Below are 11,992 nucleotides of genomic sequence, written 5' to 3' on the forward strand. Positions count from 1 at the left end.
CTGAAGCTGTTCAAGGGCGCGATGACGAGCGACGGCCTGCCCGCCCGCGAGATGGAGGCCTGCCTCGCCGCCGGCACGCATCCGGCGCTGACCGGGGCGCTCGGCCGGCTCGACGGCCATCCCGACGGGACCGAGGGGCTTCTGCTCCGGCTCCTCCCGCCGGATTGGCGCGTGTTGGCCGGGCCGCCGAGCCTCGCGAGCTGCAGCCGCGACGTCTACGCTCCGGATCTCAAGCTCGATCCGGAGCGGGCCCTGCGGATCGCGCGATCCGTCGCGGAGGCGGCAGCCCATCTGCACAAGCGCGGCCTGATCCATGGCGATCTCTACGCGCACAACACGCTCTGGGAGGCCGGAACCGGCGCGGCCGTGCTCAGCGATTTCGGCGCCGCCTCGGCGCTGCCGGACGGGCCGGCCGGCGCGGCGCTTGCGCGGATCGAGGCGCGGGCGATGGGGATCCTGCTCGGCGAGCTGCTCGACCGCTGCGATGCGCCGCCCGCGGAGCTTCGGTCTCTGGAACAGAGCTGCACGCAGCCCGACCCGGCCCTGCGGCCCGCCCTGCAGGAGGTGGTGGCCGCGCTGGCGCGGATAGCGAGCTGAGCCCTGCCGCCGCCCTGCGGATCTCAGCCTGAAAGCCTCAGTCGGGGATGTCGGCCTGCCGGCGTGCCACCACGGCGAACAGGTCGCCGAGCGCGGCGAGGCTCGCCGCCTGGAGCTGGGCGGCGGGCACCACGGACCCGTCCGGCCCGGGCAGGTCCCGCGTCGCCGTGGTGGAGGCCACGACGGTCGGGCGGAAGCCGAGGTTGAAGGCGCTGCGGGCGGTGGAATTCACGCACATATGCGTCATGAAGCCGGCCAGGACGACGTCCTTCACGCCCGCCGCCTCCAGTTGCGCCTGGAGATCCGTGCCCACGAAGGAACTCGGGTAAGCCTTGGTGATCACCGGCTCGTCGCCCTGCGGCGCCACCTCCGGGCTGATCTGGCCGATCGGTGCGGTGACGTCGTAGGGCGAGCCCGGCCCGGCATCGTGGCGGATGTGGAAGACCGGGATGCCGGCCGCGCGCGCCCGGGCCAGCAGATCCGCCGCCTCGCGGATCGCCGGCTCGACGCCGTCGAGGCGCATGATCCCCTCGCGGTAGGTCTGCTGCAGATCGATGAGCACGAGCGCCGCGCCCTTCAGGGCAGGGGGCTCCGGGCTGAGGCCCGACAAGCCGCGCAGGGTTGCGAGTTCGGACATTCGGGGTCTCCCAAGAAAGCGCGGCCAGCGCGGTTTCGCCGAATGCTATACCGCGCCGACGGATCGGCACCATCGGTCAAAGGTGTATCGCAGGCTCTGTCGGCTGGCCGCGTGATGCTACCGACCCGGCACCCCCGGATCGATCGCCGGCAATTCGCCCGCCGGGAGCCCCGCACCGGCCTGGGCCTGCGCACCGCCGGTGCCGCGGGCGCGATTGGCCAGCGCCACGGTCAGGCGTTCGGCGGTCTCGGGCTGCATCACGGCCAGCACCTCGGCCATCTTGCGCGGGTTCATCGCCAGCACGATCGGCACCAGCACGTCGTGGCCGAGCCGGTCGAACACCCGGGCGGCGTCCTTGGGCTTCATCGACTCGTACATCGTGACGATGTTCTTGAGCCCCTGCTTCTCGGCATCCTCCTTCGCCTTGGCGACCGTCTCGACCTTATCCTCGGCCTTCTTGAGATCGCCGAGGCCGGTTTCGAGCTTCCGCTCGGCTTCGCCCAGCATCTTCTCGCGCAGATCCAGCTCGTCGCTCTTCTCGCGCAGGGCGTCGCGCCGGGCGCCGAGCTTTTCCAGGAGCACGCGCTCTGTGGGCGAGACCGGGCCCTGTGCGGCGGGCGGCGCCTCCGGGGGCTTCTCGGCTGGCTTCTCGGCGGGAGCGGCCTTCTCTTCCTTGCCGCCCACCGAGCCCGTGGTGACGGGGTCGGGGATGTCGAAACCGGTGCGGGCGCGGGCCACCGCCCGTCCGTAATCCGGCAGCGCGCCGCTCTCCGGAAGGCCGACCTGGATCAAGCTGAGCAGCTTGAGGACAAGGAGCCCCGCCGCCGCCAGCGCGACGGCATCGACGAGACGCAGCCGCCTCGTTGATGCTGGCTTGGGGCGCACCGGCTTGGGAGGCGCGCTGCGCAGCGCCGTACCGGCGCGGCGAATCTTCGCCTCGGGATCTGGTTTCGGCGGCGGAATCTTCGGAGCCTTGACCCCGGTCACGCGGCGCGCGCCCGGACGCGGGCCAGCGCGCGCTCACTCATCGCCAGTGCTGCCGCGGCGGCGGCCCCAAGCCGCTCCCCGTTCGGGCTCGACGGCTCCGATCGACGCAGGGGCTGAACCTCGGGCTCGGTCACGATTTGTACGGCAGGGACAGGCGCCGGCTCCGGCCGGGCCGGCACCGTGCGCATCTGCGCCACGATGGCGCCGATGCGCGTCACCACCGTCTCGCCGGCCTCGACCTGCAGCTTCAGCTCGGCGGATCGGGCAGCCGCGGAGTCCAGGCTGGCATTGAGGGTGCGATCGGCATCGTCAATGGCGGCGCGCAGGCCCGCGATGGCGCGCTCGGCCGACCCGGTCGCCACCATCAGATCGCCGATGGTCTGGCGCAGGGCCGCCTCGTCGCCCTTGAGCTGACCGATCCGGCGGGACAGGCGCAGGGAGGTGACGATCGTCGCCGCCAGCAGGACCGCCACCAGGATATCGGCGGCGAGGGTGACGAAGAGACTCATGACGGCACCCTCAACGACCCTAATTGTCCGACCGGTTGTTCATCGAGGCCTCGTAGGCCTGGATCGTCGTGCGCGAGCGCCGCAGCGGGCGGGTGACCTGCACGGCGATGTGGCCGTCGACCCGGCCAATCCGTCCCTGCGTCAGAGCCCAGTCGCCGCAGCGCACGGTGATCAGGTCCGACGGCTTGGCGTCGAACATCAGCGTCTCGCCGACCTTGAGGTTCATGACCTGCTTCAACGGCAGCATCATCTCGTGCAGCACCGCCTCCATGGTCACGTCGGCCTGCCAGATCTCGGTGGCGAGGTGGCCCTCCCAGACGTGGTCGCGGCCGAGCTTCTCGCCCATGAAGCTCTGGGTGAGCAGTTCCCGGATCGGCTCGATCGTGGCGTAGGGGAACAGGATCTGCAGCATGCCGCCGCGCCCGTCGACATCGAGGCGCAGGCTGATCAGGATCGCGGCGTTGCCCGGCCGCGTGATCGTGGCGAAGCGCGGGTTGGTCTCGATCCGGTCGATCCCGAAGGTCACGGGGGAAAGCGGCTGGAAAGACAACTCCAGGTCGCCCAGAACGATCTCAACGAGACGGCGCACCAGCGTCATCTCGATGGCGGTGAACGGCCGCCCGTCGAGGCGGCTCGACGTGCCGCCGCGTTTACCGCCCAGCAGCAGGTCGAAGGTCGCGTAGGCGAGGTTGGAATCGACCGTGACGAGGCCGGAATTCTCCCATTGCTCGGCCCGGAACACGCCGAGCAGGGTCGGCAGCGGGATCGCGTTGAGGTAGTCGCCGAAGCGCACCGAGGTGATGTTGTCGAGCGTGACCTCGACGTTGTCCTGGAACAGGTTGCGCAGGGAGGTCGACAGCAACCGGATCATCCGGTCGAAGACGATCTCCAGCATCGGCAGGCGTTCGTACTGGACGACGCCTGAATCGACGATGGCCTGCACGCCTCCGGCCCCGGAGGCCGAGAGTTCGCGCATGGAGAAGCCGAGGACGCCGTCGATCTCGTCCTGGTTCAGCACCCGGTCGTTGCCGGCGAGTTCGGGGAGGTTGTCGCTCTCCCCGTCTTCGATCATCGTCGCCCATTCGGCGGCGACGTCTCCGGCGCTGCGCGTGGTGCCCTGCTCGGCAAGCGCCGCGCCCCATTCCTCGGCGAGCGACGAGTCGCCGCCCTCGGCGCCTTGCTCCAGCAGGGCCGCCGACCAGTCGTCCTCGGGGAGTTCGTCCTCGGGTTCCATCAGGCGTGCGCCGAAAGGGTGACGGGAAGGGGTAGGGTCACTGGACGATCACGTCCTTGAACAACACCGCCTCGACCCGGGCCGGATAGAGGGCGATGTTCACGCGGCGCAGCAGCTCCTCGCGCAGCCGGAACAGACCGAGCGAGCTGGTGAGGTCGCTGGGGCGCAGCTCGCGCATGTAGACCTGCAGCGCGTCCTCGACGCGCGGCATCATCGGCTTCACTTCCTCCTCGACCTTGGCATCCTTGAGTTCGAGGGCGAGGCGGACCTTGGCGTACTTGGTCTTGTCCTGCGGCAGATCGGGGCTGAGGTTCAGCATCATCTCGCGGACTTCGACGAAAACGACCGGCTTCTTGCCGTCCGGGCCGGCCTTGTCGCCACCGCCATGCCCGCCCCCGTGGGAATCCCCGGCAGCCTCCGCGCCGTCGCCATGTCCGCCGCGGCCCATCATCAGGAAGGCGCCCCCGCCGCCGCCGAGCAGCAAGACCGCGGCGGCTACCATGATCATGAGCTTCTTCTTGCCCTTCGGGGCGGTGGCGGATCCGGCCTCGCCCTCCTCGGAAGAGGCCTTCTTGGGCGTCTTGGCCATGGAATAATGCTCTCTCGCGGATATCCGCGCTCGGGTACGGCCCGATATCGAAGCATCAGGGTTAACGCGCCGTTAAGCCGGCAATTGCTGCCGGGCGAGGATTGCCGCAGCACAACCGCGACCTGCCGCCAGGGTCAACAGACTCCGACCTAAGTCGTTATAATGAATTGCGAAATCAGATCCGTCGCCACTGGCACGGCGCATGCTGAATGGATCGTTGCCGCCACCGCGGCGGCGAGTCCCAGAGTTCACGATGCAGAATGCCCTCTTCATCGGCGTATCGAGCCAAGTGGCGCTCCAGCGCGAGCTGGACGTGATCGCCAACAACATGGCGAACGTCTCGACCAACGGGTTCAAGTCCCGCAGCAGCCGCTTCCAGGAGTACCTGATGCCGGTGGCGAGCGCGGATTCCTTCGCGCGCCCGGACCGGCGCCTCTCCTACGTCATCGACCAGGGCACCACCCTCGACCTCGGCCAGGGCCCGGTCGAGCAGACCGGCAACCCGCTCAACGTCGCCGTCAAGGGCTCGGCCTTCATCGCCGTGCAGACGCCCCAGGGCGAGCGCTACACCCGCAACGGCGCCTTCGAGATCAACCCGCAGGGCACCCTGGTGACCAGCGACGGCTACCCCGTCGCGGGCGACGGCGGCCCGATCTCCATCAATGCGCAGGAGACCGGTCTGGCCATCGGAGCCGACGGCACGGTCTCGACCAACCTCGGCATCCGCGGCCGGATCAAGCTCGTCAGCTTCGCCAACCCGCAGCAACTCACCAACGAGGGGGGCAACCTGTTCGCCTCGGGGGAGGCGGGCCAACCGGCCGGGCTCGACGGCCGCCTGGAGGCCGGGGCGCTGGAGCGCTCCAACGTCCGCCCGGTGCTCGAGATGACCCGGCTGATGGACGTGAACCGCACCTACACCATGGTGTCGAGCATGATCTCGCGCCTCGACGATTTGCGGGGCTCGGCGATCAGCCGCCTCGCCAACGTCGCCTAAGGGGGCCTCGAGCGATGCGCGCCCTCTACTCCGCCGCCACCGGCATGGCGGCCCAGGAACTGAACGTCCAGGTCATCTCCAACAACATCGCGAACCTGCGCACCACCGGCTACAAGCGCCAGCAGGTCCATTTCCAGGATCTGCTCTACCAGAACCTGCGCCGGGCCGGCTCCTCGACCTCCGAGCAGAACACGCAGCTCCCCGCCGGGCTGGCGATCGGCTCGGGCGTGAAGACGACCTCGACGGCCCGGGTGATGTCGCAGGGCACGCTCACCTCGACCGAGAAGGATTACGACGTCGCCATCCGCGGCGAGGGCTTCTTTCGGCTGACGATGCCGGACGGCCGCACCGGCTACACCCGGGACGGCTCCTTCGACCTCTCGGCCACGGGCCAGCTCGTCACCCGCGACGGCTACCTGCTCGATCCGGCGATCACCGTGCCGCAGACCGCGACCTCGGTGACGATCAGCGCCACCGGCGCCGTGCAGGCGACGCTGCCGGGCCAGACCGCGCCCCAGGCGCTCGGCCAGTTCCAGCTCTCGCGCTTCGTCAACAAGGTCGGCCTCGAATCGATCGGCGACAACCTGTTCGTGGAGACCGCCGCCTCCGGCCCGGCGATCAGCGCGCTGCCGGGGTCCGAGGGCTTCGGCAACCTCCAGCAGAGCTATCTGGAAGAGGCCAACGTGAACGCCGTCACGGAGATCTCGTCGCTGATCGCGGCCCAGCGCGCCTACGAGATGAACTCGAAGGTCGTCACCGCGGCCGACCAGATGCTCTCGACCGCCTCGCAGATGTTCCGCGGCTAACGCATCGCCCCGAACGGTGGCCGTCGGCCTTCGGCGGATGACGATGCCGATCAGACAATCAACGCTCAGGTTCCCGACGATGTATGCCGGCCTGCACCAGAACCCCGCCTTCCCGGACCCCGCCTTCGAGGCGGCCATCCTGCCGCTCGTCAGCACGGCGGCGGACGAGAGCGACCTCAGCCCAATCGTCCGCCATGCGCGCCCGCGGGTCGCGCCCCTCGGCATGGCCGTGGTGCTCCGGACGGTTCTGGCCGTGCTGGCCTTCGCGACGCTCGGCGCGCTGGCGATCCCCGCCATGGCGCGGGCCGAGGGCCTGCGCCTGCGCGGCGACGTGACCGCCCGCGGCGACGTGCTGACGCTGGCCGACCTCGTGGAGGGGGCGCCGACGGCGCTCGCCGCGCGGCCGCTGTTCCGTGCGCCCGCGCTGGGGGCCACCGGGACGATCCAGAGCCGCCGGATCGTTGAGGCCGCCGCCGCCCTCGGCCTCACCGGCCTGGAGACCGGCGGCCGCATGCAGATCGCGGTCCAGCGGGCCGCCCGCCGCATCGGCCCGATGGAGATCGAGGCCGCGCTCAAGCACGGGCTGGAGACCGGCTACGGCCTCGATCCGCGCACCCTGTCGGTCCGGTTCGACGGTGACGGCCCGACGCTCCTGGCCCCGGCCGACCTCGCGGGCCAGGCCGCGGCTCTCGACCTGAGCTACGATCCGCGCTCCCGCCGGGTTGCGGGCCTCGTCAGCCTCGGCGAGCGGCAGGCGTCGCTGCGCGTCTCCGGCGTGGTCCTCGAGATGCGCGAGGTGGCTTTGCTCGCCCGCAATCTCGACCGCGGCGAGGCGGTGAAGGAAGGGGATTTCGCCCTGGAACGCCGGCCGCGCGACGCCGTCCCGGCGGACGCGCAGGCGAACGCCGGCGCCGTCGTCGGCGAGGTCGCCCAGCACGCGCTGGCGGCCGGGACCGTGCTCCGGATCAGCGACACGGCCCCGCCCGAGCTGGTCGCGCGGGGCGAGAACGTGACCATTGTGTACGAGACGCCGAGCGTCAGCCTCGCGATGCGTGGCCTCGCCAACCAGGGCGGGCGGCTCGGTGCCGTCGTCAACGTCGTCAACACCGCCTCGCAGAAGGTCCTGCAGGCGACCGTGATCGGCCCCGGCCGGGTCTCGGTCGGCCCCGGCCCCGCGCCCCAGCAACAACAGGCAGCCGCCGCCCCGCTCCAGGCGACCGCCTCCTTGCGCTGATTGCCCGCTCCGCACGCGTTCACGAGTATCCCGGAAGAGTCCCCGATGGCCCCTCGCATCGCCCTGAAGCCGCTCGCCGCCGCGATGATCGCCGGCGCGCTCGGCGCCTGCAACACCGCCGACCGGCTCTCGCAGGTCGGCGCCACCCCGGCCCTGTCGGCGATCGAGGACCCGACCACGCAGCCCGGCTACAAGCCGGTGCGGATGCCGATGCCCGACGTGCAGCCGGTCTCCTACGCGCCGAATTCGCTCTGGCGCACCGGCTCACGCGCTTTCTTCAAGGACCAGCGCGCCGCCCGGCTCGGCGACATCCTGACCGTGAAGGTCAATGTCACCGATCAGGCCAACATCAGCAACGAGACCAAGCGGAGCCGGGCCAACACCGAGAGCTTCGGGCTGCCGAACGCCCTGGGCCTTGAGAACAACGCGGTCGGCAAGTCGCTCGGCGTGGGCGGCACGGCGTTGCTCGCCGCCACCTCGGCGACCGCCAACGACGGCGCCGGCTCGGTCCAGCGGGCCGAGACCGTGACGACCAACGTCGCCGCGGTGGTCACCCAGGTTCTGCCCAACGGCAACCTCGTGGTCGAGGGCAAGCAGGAGATCCGGGTCAATTTCGAGATCCGCGAGATGGTGGTGGCCGGCGTGGTCCGGCCGGAGGACATCGAATCCGACAACACCATCGACTCGGCCAAGATCGCCCAGGCCCGGATCGCCTATGGCGGCCGCGGCCAGATCACCGACGTGCAGCAGCCGCGCTACGGCCAGCAGATCGTGGATATCCTGCTGCCGTTCTGAGGCGGCAACCTGAAGCAGATCGGCCGTGGAGATGTCCGGTCAGATAGGGAAGCGGACGTGCTCAGATCGAACGTGCCTTTGCCCGGATATGAAGCTCAGGTTGGTCGAGATTGTCGTTGTCGATGATCGCGTCGCAATTCGCCTCCGGCTCCGCTCTGCTCGTACAGCGCATAGGCTGGACGGTAGCGCTGCGCGTACAGATCACGCGCCGCAGCTTCGCCCCCGAGCTTGGTCGCATCTCGACTGAGCCCGCGTGCCTCCGCCGTCGCAGCCGAGGCACGCACGAAGAGGGCCACATCCCAGTGGTCACGTAATTCGGGTCGCTGCAGGAAGGTGCCGTCGACGATCAGAATAGCATCCACGACGGCCGACTCCGGTTCCTGTGCAAGGGGCAGATCGGCGACTAGGTCAAAGGATGCTGTGCGGTAGCGTGGATTCCCTCCCGGCCCAAGCGGGGCCAGCAGGAGGGCGACAATGGCGGGTAGGTCGCGCGCATCGTGGTAGTACCCCTCGGCAAGATGCCGCCCCCGAGCGTATCGCTCCACCCGCGGGCGGTGGAAGCCGTCGACCGAGGTTCGGATCACGCTCCGGCCTCGCTTCGCGAGTAGACCCGAGAGTTCGTCGGCTAGGGTCGTCTTACCGGAGGCGGTTCGCCCATCGACGCCCACCCGAAGCGGACGGCCAAGATGCTGACGTTCGATTCACTCGGCCAGTTCACTCACTAAAGCAGGTCTGTCCACGTGCCGGTCACACGCGTTGGGGCATGAAAGTGCTGAGCTGTAGCGTCACTTCATGACAACCTGACGGTGGTTCAAACCGCGCCTCGCGCCGTATGGCGGTGCCCTCAACCCGCCTCCTCCGGCTCCGGCCCCCGGGTGACGTCGAGTCCGGCACCGGCGCCTTGCGGCGGGCCGACCTTCACCGGGGCGCCGGTGCGGGCGGCCTCGTAGATCGCCTCCATCAGCACCTGATCCTGAAGCCCTTCCTCGCCGGGCGTGCGCGGGCGCAGGTTCTCCTGGATGCACCGGGAGAAGTGGTCCATCTCCAGGGCGAACTGGTTCTTCGGGCTGAGGATCCGCTCGTCCCGGGCCGCGTTCTTGCCGTCGCGGTGGCCGACGAAGAGCCGCTGGCCCTGGTAGGCGAAGGCGTTCTGAAGATCGATGGACGCGTTGCTCGTGTGCAGGGTGAGGCTGCGCGCCTCGTAGACGCCGTAGCTCGACAGGCACTGCGCGATCACGCCGGAGGGGAAGTGCAGCGTGAAGCTCACCGTCTCCTCGACCTCGCGGTATTTCGGGTCGTCGGGCGGCGAGTGGATCTGCGCCTGGATCTGGTCCGGCTCCTCGCCGAGCACCGCGCGGGTCGTGTTGAGGCAGTAGAGCCCGATATCCGGCAGCGAGCCGCCCCCCGCCAGCGCCTTGCGCAGGCGCCACTGCTCCGGAAGGCCGGTGGTCTGTCCGTTGAAGGCCTGGATCATCCGCGGCTTGCCGAATTCCCCGGTGCGGGCGAGCTTGATGACCGCGCGGTTGTGCGGCTCGTACTGGCAGCGATAGGCGATCATCAGCTTGACGTTGGCCTTGGCGCAGGCCGCGATCATGTCGCGGCATTCCTGCGAGGAGACCGCCATCGGCTTCTCGCAGAGCACCTGCTTGCCGGCGGCCGCAGCCGCCAGGACGTTGTCGCGATGCACGCCGTTCGGCGTCACCACGTAGACCGCGTGGACATCCGGATTGGCCTTGAGGCGATCCCATTCGTCGTAGCCGTAGACCGCGTCTTCGGGCAGGCCGTACTGCCGCGCCACGAGCTTGGCCTTGTCGGGCGAGCCCGACATCACCGCGGCGAGCCGCGCGCGCTTGGTCTCACCGAAGGCGGGCAGGATCTCGTCGAGGCTCAGGCGCCCGAGGCCGACGACGCAGTAGCCGACGCGCTGGCTCGGAGGCTGCGGGGCGGGGGTCGGCGCCGGCGGACGGTCGCCCGATCCGCGCCAGTTCGGAAACATCACCTTCCCGCCCTGGACCGCGCCGGTATCGGCCGGAACCGCGGGCGCCGGAGGGGCCGCCTGCGCGCCGTTGCCGCCGATCGCAGCGCCCGCCAGGGCGCTGCCGGCAGCCAGGAGGGTGCGTCGAGAAAGCCGTGTGTCGTCGTCCGCCATGGGCCTCGCCGTCTTGCTGATCGGAGTGACGCACCGGGGCGCCGGGGGCGGGGCCACGCACCGCCGATGGCTGCCCCGCTCGCTCGTTGAACGCGGTTGAGCCGCGCGGTGTTTCCCGCGGCGCGCAGATGCGCCGTCATCACGCCGGCGGCGGCGGATCCGGAGCCTCGACCTCGCCGCGGCGCTGCAATTGCAGGGCGACGAACCAGCACAGGCAGGCCCAGGCGGCCCCGATGCACCAACCGGCCACGACGTCGCTTGGCCAGTGGACGCCGAGATAGATCCGGCTGATCCCGACGAGCAGCGTCACGCTCACGCCGAGGCCGAGCATCAGGGCCTTCGCGCGCCGGTTCCGCTCCACCCGCGCCACCAGGGTCGCCAGCGTCAGATAGGCGATGGCCGACATGGTGGCGTGGCCGCTGGGGAAGCTTGCGGTGAACACCTCCATGCCGTGCGGGACGAGATCCGGCCGGGGCCGCTGGTAGATGAGCTTCAGCACCGTCGAGACCAGCTCGCCGCTGCCCACCGCGCAGAGCACGTAGAGTCCGATCCGCCGCCGGCCGGAGACGCCGAGATAGGCCGCCACCGCGCAGGTCAGGAACATCACCGTGAAGACGCTGCCCAGCCCGGTGATGTCGCGCATCGTCTCTTCGAGCCAGGGCGGCCCGATCGGATCGGCGAGGTCGGCCGGGTTGCGCAGGGCCAGCAGGATCCGGCGGTCGAGGGCCGCGGTCGAGCCCTCGCCGACCTCGTGGGCGAGGTAGAAGAATCCGTAGCCCAGGATGCTGAGGCCGAGGAGCGCCACGAGGGGCCCGACCTCGTTGAGGCGCAGCCGCAGCCAGACCCCCGTGGCGGGCTCGATCAGGCTGTTGTGCCGCAGGTTGCCTGGGACTCTCACGGCCCGGTCTCCGGGGACAGGACGGAGGTCATCAGGCGTTTTCCCCGAAGGCAACGCGCGCGACCGCCTCCCAGGGTCCCCCGAGGTAACGCCAGAGCTGCGTCGCCGGGGCCGTGAAGCGGAATGGCGCGAAGCCGGCCTGAAGGTCGGCGTGGAGCGCGCGGGCCTTGTCCGGGGTGACCTTGTTCTGAACGGTCACGTGCGGGCGCCAGCCCTGCCGGTCCTGTGCGGTGAGATCGAGCTCGAACGCCTTCGCGAGGCGGCCGCGAAACGCTGTCAGCGCTTCGGATTCAAGCACGTAGGCGACACCGCGGCCGGTGAAGCGAAGGCCCGTCACGGCGACCTCCGGCGGCGGCATCGTCCGGGCGAGGGCCGTGATGGTCTCGAGGACGCCACGCTCCCGATCGCCGGGCAAATGGTGGAACAGCGTCGCATGAGCCGGGATGACATTCAGCTTTTCGGGGAAGAACCGGCGCCGCTCGCCGTCGAAGCGCGCGAAGGTCGGCTCGTCGAAGGCGAGTGTGAGGATCAGGGGGGCCGCATCTTGCATCGGGCCGAGATGG

The 11,992-nt window shown here is 70.0% G+C and carries 14 protein-coding genes; 5 read left to right on the forward strand and 9 right to left on the reverse strand.

Features of this window, described 5'->3' with window-relative positions:
* Positions 1 to 597: protein kinase (locus OXS49_RS14950; RefSeq protein ID WP_267425258.1), on the forward strand; the 597-nt coding region annotated here is incomplete at its 5' end.
* Between the two features lie 37 nt (positions 598 to 634).
* Here OXS49_RS14950 and OXS49_RS14955 read toward each other — a convergent pair.
* The 5 genes from OXS49_RS14955 to fliL all read right to left on the reverse strand — a co-directional run bounded on the left by OXS49_RS14955 (position 635) and on the right by fliL (position 4,553).
* Positions 635 to 1,234, reverse strand: coding sequence for a cysteine hydrolase family protein (locus OXS49_RS14955; RefSeq protein ID WP_243999096.1), 600 nt, complete (start codon positions 1,232 to 1,234; stop codon positions 635 to 637).
* Positions 1,235 to 1,351: 117 nt separating this feature from the next.
* Positions 1,352 to 2,221 carry a hypothetical protein gene (locus tag OXS49_RS14960; RefSeq protein WP_243999094.1) on the reverse strand — a complete coding sequence of 290 codons (870 nt, stop codon included), beginning with the start codon at positions 2,219 to 2,221 and terminating at the stop codon, positions 1,352 to 1,354.
* A complete protein-coding gene (locus OXS49_RS14965) occupies positions 2,218 to 2,730 on the reverse strand; it encodes a DUF6468 domain-containing protein (protein WP_267425264.1) in 513 nt (170 codons plus the stop codon). Before OXS49_RS14965 ends, OXS49_RS14960 begins: the two co-directional genes overlap by 4 nt.
* A 19-nt stretch (positions 2,731 to 2,749) precedes the next feature.
* The gene (gene fliM, locus OXS49_RS14970; RefSeq protein ID WP_243999221.1) at positions 2,750 to 3,967 is read right to left on the reverse strand and encodes a flagellar motor switch protein FliM; all 1,218 of its coding nucleotides are present in this window, start codon (positions 3,965 to 3,967) and stop codon (positions 2,750 to 2,752) included.
* A gap of 34 nt (positions 3,968 to 4,001) precedes the next feature.
* Positions 4,002 to 4,553, reverse strand: a complete 552-nt coding sequence (gene fliL, locus OXS49_RS14975) for a flagellar basal body-associated protein FliL (RefSeq protein WP_243999090.1) — start codon at positions 4,551 to 4,553, stop codon at positions 4,002 to 4,004.
* 253 nt (positions 4,554 to 4,806) lie between these two features.
* On the opposite strand from fliL, the gene flgF reads away from it, so the two are divergent.
* The 4 genes from flgF to flgH all read left to right on the forward strand — a co-directional run bounded on the left by flgF (position 4,807) and on the right by flgH (position 8,382).
* The gene (gene flgF / locus OXS49_RS14980) at positions 4,807 to 5,547 is read left to right on the forward strand and encodes a flagellar basal-body rod protein FlgF (RefSeq protein WP_243999088.1); all 741 of its coding nucleotides are present in this window, start codon (positions 4,807 to 4,809) and stop codon (positions 5,545 to 5,547) included.
* A 14-nt stretch (positions 5,548 to 5,561) separates the two neighbouring features.
* The gene (gene flgG, locus OXS49_RS14985) at positions 5,562 to 6,353 is read left to right on the forward strand and encodes a flagellar basal-body rod protein FlgG (protein WP_243925238.1); all 792 of its coding nucleotides are present in this window, start codon (positions 5,562 to 5,564) and stop codon (positions 6,351 to 6,353) included.
* 79 nt (positions 6,354 to 6,432) lie between these two features.
* Positions 6,433 to 7,587, forward strand: a complete 1,155-nt coding sequence (gene flgA, locus OXS49_RS14990) for a flagellar basal body P-ring formation chaperone FlgA (protein ID WP_267425341.1) — start codon at positions 6,433 to 6,435, stop codon at positions 7,585 to 7,587.
* A 45-nt stretch (positions 7,588 to 7,632) separates the two neighbouring features.
* Positions 7,633 to 8,382, forward strand: coding sequence for a flagellar basal body L-ring protein FlgH (gene flgH, locus OXS49_RS14995; RefSeq protein ID WP_267425275.1), 750 nt, complete (start codon positions 7,633 to 7,635; stop codon positions 8,380 to 8,382).
* A 95-nt stretch (positions 8,383 to 8,477) separates the two neighbouring features.
* Here the strand turns inward: flgH and OXS49_RS15000 are convergent, their stop codons facing one another.
* The 4 genes from OXS49_RS15000 to OXS49_RS15015 all read right to left on the reverse strand — a co-directional run bounded on the left by OXS49_RS15000 (position 8,478) and on the right by OXS49_RS15015 (position 11,979).
* Entirely contained in the window at positions 8,478 to 8,966 is a 489-nt protein-coding gene (locus OXS49_RS15000; RefSeq protein ID WP_267425277.1) for a hypothetical protein, read from the reverse strand.
* 260 nt (positions 8,967 to 9,226) lie between these two features.
* Positions 9,227 to 10,531, reverse strand: coding sequence for a Gfo/Idh/MocA family oxidoreductase (locus OXS49_RS15005; RefSeq protein WP_267425279.1), 1,305 nt, complete (start codon positions 10,529 to 10,531; stop codon positions 9,227 to 9,229).
* 139 nt (positions 10,532 to 10,670) lie between these two features.
* The gene (locus tag OXS49_RS15010; protein WP_267425281.1) at positions 10,671 to 11,429 is read right to left on the reverse strand and encodes a phosphatase PAP2 family protein; all 759 of its coding nucleotides are present in this window, start codon (positions 11,427 to 11,429) and stop codon (positions 10,671 to 10,673) included.
* Positions 11,430 to 11,460: 31 nt separating this feature from the next.
* Complete coding sequence (locus OXS49_RS15015; RefSeq protein WP_267425283.1) at positions 11,461 to 11,979, reverse strand: 2'-5' RNA ligase family protein; 519 nt, start codon at positions 11,977 to 11,979, stop codon at positions 11,461 to 11,463.
* Positions 11,980 to 11,992 lie beyond the last annotated feature (13 nt).

This window comes from Methylobacterium sp. GC_Met_2, from assembly GCF_026540795.1.
Taxonomy (GTDB): domain Bacteria; phylum Pseudomonadota; class Alphaproteobacteria; order Rhizobiales; family Beijerinckiaceae; genus Methylobacterium.

Coding starts and splice junctions, on each gene's coding strand:
- OXS49_RS14955 (WP_243999096.1), bottom strand. CDS start 1,234: ATGTCCGAACTCGCAACCCTGCGCGGCTTGTCGGGCCTCAGCCCGGAG.
- OXS49_RS14965 (WP_267425264.1), bottom strand. CDS start 2,730: ATGAGTCTCTTCGTCACCCTCGCCGCCGATATCCTGGTGGCGGTCCTG.
- fliL (WP_243999090.1), bottom strand. CDS start 4,553: ATGGCCAAGACGCCCAAGAAGGCCTCTTCCGAGGAGGGCGAGGCCGGA.
- flgF (WP_243999088.1), top strand. CDS start 4,807: ATGCAGAATGCCCTCTTCATCGGCGTATCGAGCCAAGTGGCGCTCCAG.
- flgG (WP_243925238.1), top strand. CDS start 5,562: ATGCGCGCCCTCTACTCCGCCGCCACCGGCATGGCGGCCCAGGAACTG.
- flgA (WP_267425341.1), top strand. CDS start 6,433: ATGTATGCCGGCCTGCACCAGAACCCCGCCTTCCCGGACCCCGCCTTC.
- flgH (WP_267425275.1), top strand. CDS start 7,633: ATGGCCCCTCGCATCGCCCTGAAGCCGCTCGCCGCCGCGATGATCGCC.
- OXS49_RS15005 (WP_267425279.1), bottom strand. CDS start 10,531: ATGGCGGACGACGACACACGGCTTTCTCGACGCACCCTCCTGGCTGCC.
- OXS49_RS15015 (WP_267425283.1), bottom strand. CDS start 11,979: ATGCAAGATGCGGCCCCCCTGATCCTCACACTCGCCTTCGACGAGCCG.